This window comes from Streptomyces sp. NPDC002838 (assembly GCF_040295365.1).
Lineage (GTDB): Bacteria > Actinomycetota > Actinomycetes > Streptomycetales > Streptomycetaceae > Streptomyces.
In genome coordinates this window covers 1-15,020 of record NZ_JBEOVF010000045.1, presented here as the reverse complement: position 1 = coordinate 15,020, position 15,020 = coordinate 1, and the positions used below count along the sequence as shown (strand labels likewise).

Below are 15,020 nucleotides of genomic sequence, written 5' to 3'. Positions count from 1 at the left end.
GTTCACCGGGCGGACCCGGAATCATGACCGCATGTTCGAGCTCGATCCCCATCCGCTCGACTGGTTCACAGTCGACGACTCCGCGATCAGCGTGGCGCTGGTGTTCCCCGCGCAGGGCGCGGCGGGGATCTTCGGACCCACCTGCGAGCTGTGCGCGCGGCTGGCCGCGGAGGAGGTCAACCACGCGGGCGGGGTGCTCGGCAAGGAGCTGCGGCTGCTGCCGGTCGACGGCGGCGCCGAGCCCGGGGAGATCGCCGACCGCGTCGAGACGCTGGTGGACCTGGGTGTCGTGCAGGGGGTCACCGGCTGGCACATCTCCTCCGTACGCCAGGCGCTGGCCCCGCGCATCGCCCACCGCGTCCCGTACGTCTACACGGCCCTGTACGAGGGCGGGGAGCACACCACGGGCGTCTTCCTGACCAGCGAGACGCCCGACGACCAACTGCGCCCCGCGATACGGCTCTTGGCGCGCGAGCACCGGGTGCGCCGCTGGTTCGTGGTCGGCAACGACTACGTGTGGCCGCGTCGCACCGCGCAGGCCGCACGCGCCTACGCGCGCGAGTCCGGGGGCGGCATCTGCGGCCAGGCCTATCTTCCGCTCGGCACCCACGAGTTCGACGGAGTGCTGCGCCGGATCGAGCAGACGGAGGCGGACGCCGTGCTCATGCTCCTCGTGGGCAGTGACGCGGTCCGCTTCAACCGCGCGTTCGCCGCGGCCGGGCTCGACCAGCGGTGTCTGCGGCTGAGCACGCTGATGGACGAGAACATGCTGATGGCCAGCGGACCCACCGCCACCGTGGACCTCTACAGCACGGCCGGGTTCTTCACCTCGCTCGCCAACCAGGACACCCTCGACTTCCACGGCCAGTACGCCGGAAGGTACGGCATCGAGGCGCCCGCTCCGGGCAGCCTCGGCGAGTCGTGTTACGAGGGCGTGCTGCTGCTCGCGGCGCTCATCGCCCGGGCCAGGACGCTGGATGTGACGGCCATCGGCGCGACGGCCGAGTCCGTGTCGTACGAAGGGCCGCGCGGGCTGCTCCGGTTGCGGGACGGCCACGTCAAGCAGCGCATCTACCTCGCCCAGGCGGACGGGGTGGACTTCGACGTCCTCACGCAGCTGGACCTGGACCCGGCCCACCCTTGACATGCCCGCAGCACAGCCAGATACTTCACGCAGGAAGTATCTAAAATACCCCGGGCGACTTGTGAATTCTGGTGAAGAATTCGGCCCGGGGATTTTTTGTTTCCCGCTTTGTTTCCCGCGAAGGGTCGGAAGATACGGCCGGGAAAGTCGCGCGAAACGCGTCGGAAACAGGGTGACTTGAGGCTGTGGACCGCACTTCAGGGACCAGCCGGAACACCATCGCGCCTGAAGGGCTGCCGATTCATGACTGATTCCTGCTGATTCCTTCCCTTTCAGGTCTCCTCGTAAGGGGCAAGGGGGTTCTTTTGTCCAGCGTTCCCAGCATTCACCGGCGCCGGCTCCTGGCCGGCACCGTGGCACTCGCGGCCGTCGTCGCGCTCTCGGCGTGCGGCGCGAAGACCGACGCGGCCGATTCGTCCGACAAGGCCGCGAAGATCGACGCCAGCGGCGACACGGTCAAGGTCGGCCTGCTCAACTCCCTCTCCGGCACGATGGCCATCAGTGAGGTCACCGTACGCAACTCGCTGCTGCTCGCCATCGACGAGATCAACGCCAAGGGCGGTGTGCTCGGCAAGAAGATCAAGCCGATCAGCGAGGACGGTGCCTCGGACTGGCCGACCTTCGCCGAGAAGGCGACCAAGCTCATCAAGGAGGACGGCGTCGCGGCCACCTTCGGCTGCTGGACCTCCGCCAGCCGCAAGGCCGTCAAGCCGGTGTTCGAGAAGAACAAGTCGCTGCTCTTCTACCCCGTGCAGTACGAGGGCCTGGAGGAGTCGCCGTACATCTTCTACACGGGCGCGACCACCAACCAGCAGATCGTCCCCGCGCTGGACTACCTCAAGAGCCAGGGCAAGAAGAGGCTCTACCTGGTCGGCAGCGACTACGTCTTCCCACGCACCGCCAACAAGATCATCAAGACGTACGCCGAGGCCAACGGCATGACGATCCTCGGCGAGGACTACGCACCGCTGGGCTCCACGGAGTTCAGCACGATCGCGAACAAGGTGAAGGCCTCGAAGGCGGACGCCGTCTTCAACACACTCAACGGCGACTCGAACGTGGCCTTCTTCAAGGAGTACAAGTCCGCCGGCCTGACCGCCAAGAGCATGCCGGTCGTCTCGGTGTCGATCGCCGAGGAGGAGGTCAAGTCGATCGGAGCGCAGTACCTGGCGGGCCAGTTGACGGCCTGGAACTACTACCAGACCACCCCGGGCGCGGCGAACACCACGTTCGTGAAGGCGTACAAGGCCAAGTACGGCCAGGGCAAGCCGACCAGCGACCCGATGGAGGCCGCCTACACCTCGGTCCATCTGTGGAAGGCCATGGTCGAGAAGGCGAAGTCCTTCGACCCGGAGAAGGTGAAGGCCGCCTCGGACGGCATCACCTTCGCCGCGCCCGAGGGCGAGGTCACCGTGGACGGCGCCTCGCAGCACATCTACAAGACCGCCCGGATCGGCGAGATCGGCACCGACGGACTGATCAAGCAGGTGTGGGACTCCGGCAAGCCCATCAAGCCGGACCCGTACCTCAAGGGCTACTCCTGGGCCTCCGGCCTGTCCTGACCGCCCGTCACGCGGGGGCTCGACCGGCCCCCGCGTACCGCCCTTCCCGGAGCCGCCGTATGACCGTGATCCTCGGTCAGACCTTCACCGGCATCAGCATCGGTGCCGTCCTGCTGCTCATCGCGCTCGGCCTCTCGCTCACCTTCGGCCAGATGAACGTCATCAACATGGCCCACGGCGAGTTCATCATGGCCGGCGCCTACACCACGTACGTCCTGCAGAAATCCATTTCCGGCGCCGGAGTCTCACTTATCGTCGCGCTGCCCGTCGCCTTTCTCGTCTCCGGCGCCCTCGGCGCGCTGCTCGAATGGCTGCTGATACGGCGCCTGTATCTGCGGCCGCTCGACACCCTTCTCGTCACGTGGGGCGTCTCGTTGATGCTCCAGCAGCTCGCCCGGGACATTTTCGGCGCGCCGAACGTGCAGACCCGGGCGCCCGACTGGCTGACCGGGAACATCACCCTCATCGGCGGCGACGATCCGCTCACCGTCGCCAACAGCCGCCTGTTCATCCTGGGGCTGGCCCTCGCGGCGGTGGTCGCGCTGTCGCTGACGCTGCGGCTGACGCCGCTCGGCCGCCGGATCCGGGCCGTGGTGCAGAGCCGGGACCTCGCCGAGGTGTCCGGGATCTCCACCAGCCGGGTCGACCGCACCGCGTTCTTCCTCGGGTCCGGGCTCGCGGGCGTGGCGGGCGTCGCGCTGACGCTGGTCGGGCCGATCGGGCCGACGATGGGCACCAACGTCATCATCGACGCTTTCCTGGTGATCGTGGTCGGCGGCATCGGGCAGCTCAAGGGGACGGTGATCGTCGCCTTCGTGCTGGGCGTGCTGCAGTCGGTCCTGGAGTACTCCACGACCGTCAGCGTCGCCAAGGTGCTGGTGCTCGTCGCCATCGTCGCGTTCCTCCAGTGGCGGCCGCAGGGGCTGTACACGCTGCGTACGAGGAGTCTCGTATGAACCTTCTGAAAGGTGGCTCGGCGCGGGCCTGGGCGGGTTTCGCCGGGGCCGCGGTCCTCCTCTTCGCCCTCGCCCCGCTCGCCCTGTCCGACTTCCGGCTGGGCCTGCTCGCCAAGTACCTGTGCACGGCCATGGTCGCCGTCGGCATCTGTCTGGCCTGGGGCCACGGCGGGCTGCTGACGCTCGGTCAGGGCGTGTTCTTCGGCCTCGGCGGCTACGCGATGGCGATGCACCTGAAGATCGCCGACGCGGGGCCCGGGAACCTGCCGGACTTCATGCAGTTGTACGGCACCGCCTCCGAACTGCCGTGGTGGTGGCAGCCGTTCGCGAACCCGGTGTTCGCGCTCGCCGCGACCGTGCTGCTGCCGATGGTGGTCGCGGCGCTGCTCGGGTCGTTCATCTTCCGGCGCCGGGTCAAGGGCGCCTACTTCGCGATCCTCAGCCAGGCGCTCGCCGCCGCCTTCGCGATCTGGCTGATCGGCCAGCAGGCCACGACCGGCGGCACCAACGGACTCACCGACATCCAGGGCTTCTTCGGATACGACCTCAACGACCCCGTCAACCAGCGGATGGTGTACTTCGTCATCGCCGCCGCCCTGCTGCTTCTGATCGCCCTCGCGCGTCAGCTGATCCAGAGCCGGTACGGCGAACTCCTGGTCGCCGTACGGGACTCGGAGGAGCGGGTGCGCTTCCTCGGCTACGACCCGGCCAACGTCAAGCTGGTCGCGTACGTCGTGGCGGCGGGCATGGCGGGCCTCGCGGGCGCGCTGTTCGTGCCGGCGGTGGGCATCATCTCCCCCGCGCTGATCGGCATCGTGCCGTCCATCGAGTTCGTCATCGGTGCCGCGGTGGGCGGCCGGGCCAGCCTGGCCGGCGCGGTGCTCGGCGCGGTGGCGGTCGCCTGGGCGAAGACGGCGCTGTCGGAGGAGTTCCCGGCGGCCTGGACGTACTTCCAGGGGCTGCTGTTCATCGTCGCCCTGGCGTTCCTGCCGGGCGGTCTCGCCTCACTGGCGGTGTTCGTACGGCGGCGCAGGAGCGGGCGGAAGAAGACGGCGGCCGTCGTACCGGTGGGAGAAGCGGCATGAGCGAGCTCGCGGGACTCGAGATACGTCAGCTACGGGTCTCCTTCGACGGGTTCACCGCCGTCGACGGCGTGGACCTCGACGTCCGCCCGGGCGATCTGCGCTTCCTCATCGGGCCGAACGGCGCGGGCAAGACCACCCTGGTCGACGCGGTCACCGGTCTGGTGAGGGCGGAGGGCTCGGTGCGCTTCGGCGGCGCGGAGCTGCTCGGGCGGAGCGTGCACCGGATCGCCCGGTCCGGGATCGGCCGGACGTTCCAGACGGCCACCGTCTTCGAGGAGTTGACGGTCCTTCAGAACCTGGACATCGCGGCAGGTGCCGGCCGCGGCATGTGGACCATGCTGCGCCGCCGCAAGGGCGTGCCCGAGCCGGTCGCCAAGGCGCTGGAGACGGTCGGGCTCACCGAGCTCGCCGACTCCCCCGCCGGGACGCTCGCGCACGGCCGGAAGCAGTGGCTGGAGATCGGCATGCTGCTCGTGCAGGACGTACAGCTGCTGCTGCTCGACGAGCCGGTGGCCGGAATGAGCCATGACGAGCGTCAGGCGACGGGCGAGCTGCTGGAGCGGATCAGCGTGGAGCGGACCGTGGTCGTCATCGAGCACGACATGGACTTCATGCGGTCCTTCGCGCGCAGCGTCAGCGTGCTGCACGCGGGCAAGGTGCTCAGCGAGGGCACGGTGGCCCAGGTACAGGCGGATCCGAAGGTGCAGGAGGTGTACCTCGGGCACGCGGCCACCGAGACCACCACCGACGTGGCCGTACAGGAGGCGTGATGCTCCAGATCGACGACGTCCGCGTCGGCTACCAGCGCAGCACCGTCCTGCACGGGGTGACCGTCGAGGTGCCGCAGGACGGCGTGGCCGCCGTGCTCGGGCACAACGGCGCCGGCAAGAGCACCCTGCTGCGCGCGGCCGTCGGCCTGCTCTCCCCCACCAGCGGCACGGTCCGCCTGGACGGCGAGGACATCACCCGCCGCAAGCCGCACGAGCGGGTGGCGCGCGGGATGGCGTACGTGCCGCAGGGCCAGCAGTCGTTCCCGCACCTGACGACCGCCGAGAACCTCCAGCTGGTCGCCGACGGCCGCAGACGCGGCAGGGAGGCGATCGCCGAGGCACTGGACCTGTTCCCGGCGCTGCGGGCGCTGTCGAACCGCCGCGCCGGACTGCTCTCCGGCGGTCAGCGGCAGCAACTCGCCATCGCCCGCGCCTTGGTGACGGAGCCTCGGCTGCTGCTGCTCGACGAGCCCACGGAGGGCATCCAGCCGTCGGTCGTGGCCGAGATCGAGGAGACGATCCTCGCCCTGGCCGCCCGCGGCGGGCTCTCGGTGCTGCTGGTCGAACAGCATGTGGGCTTCGCGATGCGGGCGGCGCAGCGGTACTACGTCCTGGAGGCCGGGCGGGTCACATCGTCCGGGGAGGGCGGCAAGGAGGCCGAGGTGGCGGTGCGGGAGGCGCTCAGCGTGTGAGGGCAAGCGGTCACGTCGGGTCGAGTTCCCGTCGGCGGCGTTCGAGGAAGGCGCGCTCCGCCGGGTTCTCCGTCAGCGCGAGGGCGGCCTCGTACGCCCGTACGGCCTCCGTGTCGCGGCCGAGGCGGCGCAGGAGGTCGGCGCGGACCGCGTGGAAGACGTGGTAGCCGTCGAGGTCCAGGTCGTCCACCAGGTCGAGGGCCTGTCGCGGGCCCTCGGTCTCGGCCACGGCGACCGCCCTGTTCAGGGCCACGACGGGGCTGGGTGCGAGAGCCATGAGCTGGTCGTACAGCTGCACGATCTGCCCCCAGTCGGTGGCGCCGGCGGTCGGCGCGTCGCTGTGGACGGCCTGGATGGCGGCCTGGATCTGGTACGGCCCCGGCTGGTTCCGGCGCAGGCAGCGACGGACGAGTGTCTGTCCCTCGGCGATCAGGTTCCGGTCCCAGCGGTCGCGGTCCTGCTCGGGCAGCGGCACCAGCTCGCCGTGCTCGTCCTGCCGGGCGGACCTGCGCGACTCGACCAGCAGCATCAGCCCGAGCAGGCCGGTGCCCTCGGGTTCGTCCGGCATCAGCTCGGCCAGGAGGCGGCCGAGACGCACGGCCTCCGCGCACAGCTCGGGCGGGCCCTCGTACCCCTGGTTGAAGATCAGGTAGACGACGGCCAGGACCCCCTTGAGCCGGTCCGGCAGGTCGGCGTCACGGGGCACGCGGTACGGGATGCGCGCGTCGCGGATCTTGGTCTTGGCCCGTACGAGTCGCTGGGCCATGGTCGGCTCGGGCACGAGGAAGGCGCGGGCGATCTGGGCCGTGGTGAGCCCGCCCAGGAGACGCAGGGTGAGGGCGACCTGCGCCGGAGTGGCGAGCGCGGGGTGGCAGCAGGTGAAAATGAGGCGGAGCCGGTCGTCGCGCACGGGGCCCTCCTCGGGCGGTGCGTCGGGGGCGTGCAGCAGGGCAGCGTGGGTGTGCCGTTCGTCCCGCTTGGCCTCCCGGCGCAGCCGGTCGATCGCACGGTTGCGGGCGGTGGTGATGATCCAGCCTGCCGGGCTCGGCGGTACGCCGGTCTCCGGCCAGCGCTGGACGGCCAGGGTGAAGGCGTCCTGGACCGCTTCCTCGGCGAGGTCGATGTCGCCGAGGAAGCGGACCAGGACGGCGACCGCGCGGCCGTACTCCGCACGGAAGACGGCCTCGACGTCCGTGGCCATCAGTCCTCGGCTTCGCCCATGAACGGCCGCACCTCGATCGGCAGTGTGGTCGCCAGCGCCAGCTTGCGGCCCCACTCGAGGGCGGCGTCCAGGTCGGGCGCCTTGATGAGGCTGATGCCGCCGAGCATCTCCTTGCCCTCGGCGTACGGGCCGTCGGTGACGAGGACGTCGCCGTCGCGCGGGCGGAGCACGGTGGAGGACTCCGGGCCGTGCAGTCCTCCGGCGAAGACCCAGGCGCCCGCTTCCCGCAGCTCGCGGTTGAGGGCGTCGAGGTTCTTCTCGATCTCGGCCAGGAACTCCGGGGCGGGCGGCTCCCCCACCGGCTGCATCACGTTGAGCAGGTAGTACTTCATGACGGCCTCCTGGGCGTCGTGGCGTTCTCTCTCCTCCTACACGAACGGCGGGCCCCCGGATCGACAGCGCGCACGACGAGACCGGGAGAATCTTGTTCATGACCACCGTGACCCACCCTCTCGTCACCCATGTCCGACAGCTGGCCTCCGGCGTACTGGCTCCTCAGGCGGAGCGTGTCGACCAAGAGGGCGTGCCCGCGAGCCATGTCGCGGCGGTCAAGCGGTCGGGGCTGCTCGGGGTGAGCGCGCCGAAGGAGTACGGCGGTGCGGCCGCCCCCGGCGCGGTGGCGCGGGAGACGGCGGAGATCCTGTCCGGGGCGTGCTGCTCGACGTGGTTCGTGCAGACGCAGCACCACACGCCGGTGCAGTTGCTGGCGCAGTCCGACCTCCCCGTGCGGGAGCGGCTGTTGCGTCCGCTGGCGACGGGCGAGCTGCTGGCCGGGATCGCGTACGCCCATGTCCGCGCCTTCCCCCGGCGCCCCGTACGGGCCACACCCGAGCGCGGCGGCTGGCGGCTCGACGGCACCGTGCCCTGGTACACCGGCTGGGGTTTGAACGACGTGATGCTGCTCGCGGGTGTGACGGACAGCGGCGAGCTGGTGTTCGCGTTCACCGAGGCGCGCGAGCAACCGGGCCTGCGCCCGTCGGCGCCGATGCGGCTCGCGGCGCTCACCGCCACCCGTACGGTGTCCCTGGAGCTGGAGGGCCTGTGGCTGGCGGACGGGGCGGTGGTCCTACGGGCGCCGTACGAGAGGTGGAGCGTGGCCGACCGCACGAAGACCGTGAACGCCTCGCCGGCCGTCTTCGGGATCGCCGAGGCGGCACTGGGCCTGCTGGACGAGGACGTCGCCGGGTCGCTGCGCACCCGCCTCGACGAGGTCCGGCGCCGGGCCTACGCCCTGGCCGATCATCCGGTGCCGAACGAGCACCTGGCGGAACGGCTGGCCCTCAGGACACAGGCGTACGAGGTCATGCGGACGGCCACCACTGCGGCCGTGGTGGCCGGAGGCGGCCGCTCGATGACCTTGACCAGCAAGGCCCAACGTCTGGCGCGAGAGGGCCTGTTCCTGCTGGTCCAAGGCCAGACAGCAGAGTCACGCCGAGCACATCTCAACGCGCTGGCGAACAACATGCCTTAAGGGGCGGCCACGGCACCCCGGCCACCGCCTCCGGACGGGACCGGCCGTTGCGACCAGGTGCGGGCCGCCCCGCATGCCCCCGGTCAGTCCTCGTCGCGGGCCGGGACCACCACGAGGAACGCGTCCGACTTCAGGTCCATCACGACCGTCGCGGGCTCACCCTCGGCGCGGCGCGCCGCAGCGTACTCCTCCGCCGGCCACGATCCGCGCGGAGCCCCCGCAGGAAACCGCTCCAACACCTTCGCGCCCATAGCGGCACCTCCACGTTCCACCACCGACCCGCGTCACCAAGCTCTGGTAACAACCCGCTTGCCCTCGATCCGCGCGGACATGTCATGCCAGCTCAAAACTGTCCGCCATCACTACGACCTCTACACATAAGGAAAAAATAAGCGCAGAATGAACTTACGCGGCGCTTACCGCATACCGCACCAGACGCGGTCAGGCCTGTAAGTCAAAGGAGACGAATCATGGCCAACGTCTCGCCCACCAGAGGTGACATCACCAGCCACCCTGATGCCTCAGAAATGCGGGCACGCTACGCCCGTGTGCTCGGCGGTCGCGATGTGGCGCTCGTGGACGGACCGGTGTTCCTGCTCGGTCTGTACTGCGCCGTATCCCCCTGGATACTCCACTTCACGACGAGCCAGCCCCCGCTCGTGACCCACAACCTGATCGTGGGCATCGCGATCGGTCTGCTGGCCCTCGGGTTCACCCGTGCCCCGGAGCGCATGTACGGCCTGAGCTGGGCCATGTGCGCCATCGGCGCGTGGATGATCATCTCGCCGTGGATCGTCGGCGAGAGCCCGGATGCCGGGGTCATCTGGAACAACGTCGTCATCGGCGCCCTGGCCGTGATCCTGGGGCTGATGTGCATCGGTACGGCGGCGAGGAGCGCCAGGACGTAACACCCGGAGGAGGACAGGACACGTCGGGCGGGTCCGCGGGGGCGTGGACCGGCCCGACGCATGCCGCGTGTGCCGTCCGCTTCCGTCCACTCAGCCGGCCGGCACCGCCCACGGCTCCTGCGGCAGCGGCCTGCCGGTCTCCAGGAGCGACTTGAGGTTGGACAGCACGGCCGGCCAGCCGGAGGCCGCGTCGGCGCGCTCACCCTCGTCGTTGAGGTCCTCATGGGTGACGGTGAGCCGGACGATGTCGTCGTGCGGCCGGATGTCGAAGGTCACCCGGGAGTACCGGTCCTGCCGCCCCTCCTCCTCGGGCGCGGCCCAGGTGGTGACGAGGCGGTTCGGGCGCTCGCTCTCCACCACGGCGCCGACCACGTCGGCGATTCCGGAACCGTCCGTCCGTACGTGCTCCCAGCGTGAGCCGGGCTGCCAGTCCGAGACGTTGCTGTGGCCCCAGTAGGCGGCGGTCAGGTCGGCGTCGGTGAGCGCGTCCCAGACCTTTTCGGGTGTGCTCTCGATGTAGATGACGTACACGAATGTCGGCTTGTCGGTCATGGCTTCCTCGGCTCGTCGCTTCACGGCCCCGAGCGCGCTCAGTCGCGGGCGCTCGAACTTCTCGATCCACCGCTCCTGGATCTCGTGGAGCGGGACGGGGTTGAGGTAGTGGAGCTTCTCGCGTCCTCGCCGCACCGTGCTGACCAGGTTGGCGGCCTCCAGGACGGACAGGTGCTGGGTCACCGACTGGCGTGTCATGTCGATGTGCTCGCACAGTTCCCCCAGCGTCTGGCCGGCCCGCTCGTGCAACCGGTCGAGCAGTCGCCTGCGCGTCTCGTCGGCCAGCGCCTTGAAGGCCTTGTCCATCGCGGGGTCGTCTCCAGATCGCACACTCGACGTTATGCAGGCAATTACCTGCCTGTCAATGGCGGTCCCGCAAGGTCATTACAGGCGGGCCGACAGTTCCCGGCGGTGAGCGTTCACCCATTCCCACGCGGACCGCACCTCGTCCACGGCCCCGCTCTCGCGCAGACCGACCATGGCCGGTTCGCCGCGCTCGGCACCCGCCTGGATCCCGCGCCGACAGCGGTCCTGCCACCACAGGATCGTGTCGAGGAGGCGGCCGCGCCCGTCGAGGCCGTAGGCGTCGCAGACGAGCCGGATCCGGCGGGCCGCCTCCGGCAGGTCGGTCACCCTGGGTCCCAGGTCCAGGTACTGCCAGCACACATGGGCGACGTCCTGGACGCGCTCCCCCGGAGCGGCGATGTCCCAGTCGATGAAGGCGACCGGCCGCCACTCGCCGCCCGTCACGGTGTACACGGTGTTCTTCGGGGCCAGGTCGTTGTGGCACACGACGTCCTGGTCGCCGGCGAGCGGCGTGCCGTGCGTCAGGTCGTGGAACGCACGGACGAGCCGGGCCACCCGCGCGAGGCATGCGTCGGTGCGGGCGGCGGCCCGCTCCCGCGGCGTGAGCGCCGCCCGCCCCTCGACGTAGTCGAAGATCTCCCGGCCCCGCTCGTCCGTCCCCAGGAACCGGGGCGCCCCGGCCCACCCCCGCCGCTCGAACAGCGCGAGCACGTCCCGTACGTACCGTGTCCTCGGCGAGGGCGTTCGCCGCACGGTCGCACCGACCCGTACGACCTCGTTCACCGCGCCGCCGCCGAGCACCGACTCCTCCACCTGACCGCCTCCTCGTCACACCCGCCGCATCCCGGTTGGCCCGATCACGCACCCGGGGCAGGATCAACTCATGAACGACAACGGGAGTTTCGCCCTTCCCCCGGCGCTGCGGCTCGAAGGGTACGGGATCCGCCTGCGCGCCTGGTCGGACGAGGACCTCGCCGATCTCGTCGCCCTGTACGACGATCCCGAGATGGCCCGCTGGACCCCGGTGGCCTCACCCTTCGACCTCGTCGCCGCCCGCACCTACCTCGCCGGCGCCCGGGAGGGCCAGGCCCAGGGGCGCAAACTGCAACTGGCCATCACGACGGACGGGGTCCGGCCGCATGGCGAGGTACTGCTGTTCCGCGGCGAGTCGGACGCACGGGACCTGGAGTTGGCCTACGGCGTCGGGGCCGTTCACCGGGGGCAGGGGCTGGCCGGGCGTGCCGTGCGCCTGGTCGCCGCGCACGCGACCGAGCAGCTGAGGCCGCGCCGCGTGGTGTTGTGCATCGACGCCGGGAACGCGGCGAGCGAGGCGGTGGCCCGTTCCTGCGGGTTCGAGCTCGCGGACGACGCCCCGGTCCGGCGCCGGTCGAGGGGCCGGGAGACGATCCTGCGGACCTGGAGCCTGCGCGGGTGAAACTCCATGGCCCGGCAAGGTCTTGGGCCGGCACGCTGCCCGTATGGATCACGCGGAGGTACTGCTCATCGGCGGACGCGCCGGGGTCGGCAAGACGACGGTGGGGTGGGAGGTGTCGGCACGGCTGCGGGCGGCCGGGGTCGCGCATGCCGTGATCGACGGGGACTTCCTGGCGCAGGTGCATCCGGCGCCGGAGGGCGACCCGCACCGGGCGGCCGTCGCCGAGCGGAACCTGACCGCGGTCTGGGGGAACTACGCCGAACTGGGCTACCGGCGTCTCGTGTACACGAACACCGTCAGCGTGCTCGATGAGGCGGCGGACATGTTCCGGCGAGCGATGGGCGACGGCGTGCGGATGGTGCGGGTGCTGCTGACCGCCTCCGACGAGACGGCCGAGCAGCGGCTGTCCGGGCCGGAGCTCGGCTCCGAGTTGGAGCAGGAGATCAGAGGCAGTGTCCGCAAGGCCCGGATGCTGGAGGAGCGGGCGCCCGCGGACACCCTGCGCGTGGTGACCGACGGGCGCACCGTGATCGACATCGCGAGTGAAGTGGTCTCCGCCACCGGGTGGGTCGGGGATGACGGACGGGGCATGGGCGCCGGGTCCGCTTTGGCCAGTAGTTGACCGGAGCCGGACTGTCCCCGCCTCCAGGGGGAACCCGAACTGCACACGGGGGTCTTGACGAAAAGGGGCGGAGATGGAGATCGACGGCATCATCAGTGCCATCGTGATCGGCATCGTCATCGGTGTCCTGGGCCGGCTGGTGGTCCCTGGGCGCCAGCGCATCGGGGTCCTGTGGACGATCCTCGTCGGCATCGTCGCCGCGCTGATCGGTTCGGCGATCGCCGGCGCGTTCGACGTGGCCGACACCGACGGAGTCGACTGGGTCGAGTGGCTCATTCAGATCGGCCTCGCCGCGCTCGGCGTGGCCGCGCTGGACCGGTCGCGGGCACGCCGCTGACGACGTACGACGGCGGCACGCGGACGGCGGCGCAGACCAAGTGACGCGCGCGGCACCGGCAGGCGGACGGCGGCGCGCGCGGACCTCGGCATGCGCGGACCTCGGCACGCGCGGACCTCGGCACGCGCGGACCTCGGCACGCGCGGACCTCGGCACGCGCGGACCTCGGCATGCGCGGACTCACCAAGCGCGCAAACCCTTTGCGGGCGGCACGACACGGCCGCCAGGTTCGGCGGTTCGTCCTCCGACCCGACCGTGCCGGAGTCCCGTCGTCCCTGCGCATCACCCCGCTCGCCGAGCCCGAGGCCGGTGCCTCCAGTGGTCGCCCGGCCTGGCCGGCCTCGGGAGCCGACGGGGCCCCCCTCGGATCCGCCTTCCTCCGGCTGTTCACGAGGGAGGGGCAGGAGCACCTCGCCGAGCCGGAGTTCGCCGTGCACGCCACGGAACGGCGGCGGGGCGTCGGCACGCGGCTGCCGGAAGCCGCCGTGGCCGCGGCACGCGCGGAAGGGCGGCGGTCGCTTCTCGCGCAGGCCGAGCACGGCTCCCCCTCGCCCGCTGGATGAAGGCGGCGTCGATCCTCCGGGCCCGCGCACGGCACCCCGAGTTCGCGGGGCTGTAGGCCTGGGCGGTCAGCGGACGGCTGCGCGCATGGCCGCGAGGCCTTCCCGGCTGGACGGGTACACCGGCGTCCAGCCCAGTTCCCGCTCCGCCTTCGCCGTGGAGACCCGCAGCGTCGTCGACATCACCGTGTGCGCGTACGACATCGGCCTCATCAGCCATCGAGGTGCCGTCATCGGCTTCGGCAGCCCGAACTCCTCGGCCACGCACAGGACATGCGCCCGGAAGCCGAGCGGGATGCGGTCCGCGACGTTGTACGCCTGGCCGGGGCGACCGCGTTCGACGGCGGCGACCACCGCGCGCGCCGCGTCGGTGAGCTCCACCCACGGCAGGACCCGGCCCCGGTCGTCGGGAACGGGCAGCTGCCGCTTGCGCAGCAGGGTCAGCAGGGCGTCGGTGCCGCCGGGTCCGTAGAACAGGCCGAAGCGCAGCGCGACGCCGTCCAGCCCCTCTGTGCCCAAGGTGAGTCGTTCCTTGGTGCGCATGGCCGCGATGTGCCCTTCCAGCTCCGGTGAGGTGCCGGGTGGGCCGAAGGGGTCGTCCTCGGTGACCGGGCGGGGGCCGTGGTCCCCGTAGCCGTATCCGAAGACCATCGACTCGGCCACGAAGCGGCCGGCGCCGACGGCCCGGGCGGCCTCGACGAGGTGAGCGGTGCCGTCGATACGCAGGGCGTTGGTGGCGTGCATGCCGCGGTGGCGCATGGGTGGCTTGCGCAGGGCGGTCGCGGCGTGGATCACCGTGTCGAAGCGGTGCCCGTCGACGGCACGCAGCAGCGCGTCGCGGTCCATGAGGTCGGCCCGGATGCCGTTGCCCTCGCCCCGGCCGAGCCCGGTGACCTTGTGGCCCGCGTCGGTCAGGGCGCGGGCGACGTGCCGGCCGAGGACGCCGCTCGCGCCGGCGAGGAGAACACTCTGGTTCGTGTGCATGGTCGCCATACTCGTGCGACGGACCGGGCGGGCCCGGACGTGACATCCCCGCGACGGCGATCTCACCCGATGGCGGCTCGATCACGCCGCGTCTGGGGCCCAGGGCCTGTCGTTTGGATCAGGTCGCAGAGAATCGACGGCATCCCGTCAGCGCCGGTGAGCGGGGGTCTGGTGCGTGCAGCTGCAAGGCGAAGGAGGGGAGTCGACGCGGGGCGTCGGGGAGTGACGACAACGCCGCAGATGGGCGTGCCAGACCCCGCGTCTGCGGCGTGATCCAAACGACAGGTCCTAGTACTGCAACGGTGCTTGCCGTGACTGATGGGCAGGTCAGGGGCTGTGTCCGCGTCGTTTGTAGTGGCTGGTGCGGGCCTGGCGTTGTCGCCGTCGACGCCAGGTCGACCAGTGCAGGATGTG

The 15,020-nt window shown here is 70.8% G+C and carries 18 protein-coding genes; 12 read left to right on the top strand and 6 right to left on the bottom strand.

The features are described from left to right. The first annotated feature begins 31 nt into the window (after window positions 1–31). From ABT063_RS39225 to urtE, 6 genes are all read left to right on the top strand, one after another. Complete coding sequence (locus ABT063_RS39225) at window positions 32–1,144, top strand: substrate-binding domain-containing protein (RefSeq protein WP_351065436.1); 1,113 nt, start codon at window positions 32–34, stop codon at window positions 1,142–1,144. Window positions 1,145–1,449: 305 nt separating this feature from the next. Beyond that, window positions 1,450–2,706: an urea ABC transporter substrate-binding protein gene (gene urtA / locus ABT063_RS39220; RefSeq protein WP_351065435.1), complete on the top strand. Its 1,257-nt coding sequence runs from the start codon at window positions 1,450–1,452 to the stop codon at window positions 2,704–2,706. Window positions 2,707–2,765: 59 nt separating this feature from the next. Beyond that, entirely contained in the window at window positions 2,766–3,662 is an 897-nt protein-coding gene (gene urtB, locus ABT063_RS39215; protein ID WP_351065433.1) for an urea ABC transporter permease subunit UrtB, read from the top strand. Beyond that, entirely contained in the window at window positions 3,659–4,747 is a 1,089-nt protein-coding gene (gene urtC, locus ABT063_RS39210) for an urea ABC transporter permease subunit UrtC (protein WP_351065431.1), read from the top strand. Before urtB ends, urtC begins: the two co-directional genes overlap by 4 nt. Beyond that, complete coding sequence (gene urtD / locus ABT063_RS39205; RefSeq protein ID WP_351065429.1) at window positions 4,744–5,517, top strand: urea ABC transporter ATP-binding protein UrtD; 774 nt, start codon at window positions 4,744–4,746, stop codon at window positions 5,515–5,517. Before urtC ends, urtD begins: the two co-directional genes overlap by 4 nt. Next, entirely contained in the window at window positions 5,517–6,209 is a 693-nt protein-coding gene (gene urtE / locus ABT063_RS39200) for an urea ABC transporter ATP-binding subunit UrtE (protein WP_351065427.1), read from the top strand. The genes urtD and urtE overlap by 1 nt, the downstream gene beginning before the upstream one ends. A gap of 10 nt (window positions 6,210–6,219) precedes the next feature. Here the strand turns inward: urtE and ABT063_RS39195 are convergent, their stop codons facing one another. Together ABT063_RS39195 and ABT063_RS39190 are read right to left on the bottom strand one after the other, a co-directional pair. Beyond that, window positions 6,220–7,410: an RNA polymerase sigma factor gene (locus ABT063_RS39195; protein WP_351065425.1), complete on the bottom strand. Its 1,191-nt coding sequence runs from the start codon at window positions 7,408–7,410 to the stop codon at window positions 6,220–6,222. After that, the gene (locus tag ABT063_RS39190) at window positions 7,410–7,763 is read right to left on the bottom strand and encodes a YciI family protein (protein ID WP_351065423.1); all 354 of its coding nucleotides are present in this window, start codon (window positions 7,761–7,763) and stop codon (window positions 7,410–7,412) included. Before ABT063_RS39190 ends, ABT063_RS39195 begins: the two co-directional genes overlap by 1 nt. A gap of 98 nt (window positions 7,764–7,861) precedes the next feature. On the opposite strand from ABT063_RS39190, the gene ABT063_RS39185 reads away from it, so the two are divergent. Then, entirely contained in the window at window positions 7,862–8,902 is a 1,041-nt protein-coding gene (locus ABT063_RS39185) for an acyl-CoA dehydrogenase family protein (protein ID WP_351065421.1), read from the top strand. Between the two features lie 83 nt (window positions 8,903–8,985). On the opposite strand, the gene ABT063_RS39180 is transcribed toward ABT063_RS39185, so the two are convergent. Next, window positions 8,986–9,153 (bottom strand): DUF8839 family protein, encoded by a 168-nt coding sequence (locus tag ABT063_RS39180; RefSeq protein ID WP_172629584.1) that lies wholly within the window; start codon window positions 9,151–9,153, stop codon window positions 8,986–8,988. A 219-nt stretch (window positions 9,154–9,372) separates the two neighbouring features. Between ABT063_RS39180 and ABT063_RS39175 the strand changes: the two genes are divergently transcribed. Beyond that, a complete protein-coding gene (locus ABT063_RS39175; protein WP_351065419.1) occupies window positions 9,373–9,810 on the top strand; it encodes an SPW repeat protein in 438 nt (145 codons plus the stop codon). A 90-nt stretch (window positions 9,811–9,900) separates the two neighbouring features. Here ABT063_RS39175 and ABT063_RS39170 read toward each other — a convergent pair whose 3' ends face one another. Together ABT063_RS39170 and ABT063_RS39165 are read right to left on the bottom strand one after the other, a co-directional pair. Next, window positions 9,901–10,668, bottom strand: a complete 768-nt coding sequence (locus ABT063_RS39170; protein WP_351065554.1) for an ArsR/SmtB family transcription factor — start codon at window positions 10,666–10,668, stop codon at window positions 9,901–9,903. Between the two features lie 78 nt (window positions 10,669–10,746). Continuing rightward, window positions 10,747–11,481 (bottom strand): phosphotransferase, encoded by a 735-nt coding sequence (locus ABT063_RS39165; RefSeq protein WP_351065418.1) that lies wholly within the window; start codon window positions 11,479–11,481, stop codon window positions 10,747–10,749. Window positions 11,482–11,551: 70 nt separating this feature from the next. On the opposite strand from ABT063_RS39165, the gene ABT063_RS39160 reads away from it, so the two are divergent. From ABT063_RS39160 to ABT063_RS39145, 4 genes are all read left to right on the top strand, one after another. Continuing rightward, a complete protein-coding gene (locus ABT063_RS39160; RefSeq protein ID WP_351065416.1) occupies window positions 11,552–12,103 on the top strand; it encodes a GNAT family N-acetyltransferase in 552 nt (183 codons plus the stop codon). A 43-nt stretch (window positions 12,104–12,146) separates the two neighbouring features. Then, window positions 12,147–12,725, top strand: a complete 579-nt coding sequence (locus ABT063_RS39155; protein ID WP_351065414.1) for an adenylyl-sulfate kinase — start codon at window positions 12,147–12,149, stop codon at window positions 12,723–12,725. Window positions 12,726–12,798: 73 nt separating this feature from the next. Then, the gene (locus ABT063_RS39150; protein WP_351065413.1) at window positions 12,799–13,062 is read left to right on the top strand and encodes a GlsB/YeaQ/YmgE family stress response membrane protein; all 264 of its coding nucleotides are present in this window, start codon (window positions 12,799–12,801) and stop codon (window positions 13,060–13,062) included. A gap of 170 nt (window positions 13,063–13,232) precedes the next feature. Continuing rightward, entirely contained in the window at window positions 13,233–13,625 is a 393-nt protein-coding gene (locus ABT063_RS39145; RefSeq protein WP_351065411.1) for a GNAT family N-acetyltransferase, read from the top strand. A 66-nt stretch (window positions 13,626–13,691) separates the two neighbouring features. On the opposite strand, the gene ABT063_RS39140 is transcribed toward ABT063_RS39145, so the two are convergent. Beyond that, window positions 13,692–14,615 (bottom strand): NAD-dependent epimerase/dehydratase family protein, encoded by a 924-nt coding sequence (locus tag ABT063_RS39140; RefSeq protein ID WP_351065409.1) that lies wholly within the window; start codon window positions 14,613–14,615, stop codon window positions 13,692–13,694. Window positions 14,616–15,020: the final 405 nt, after the last annotated feature.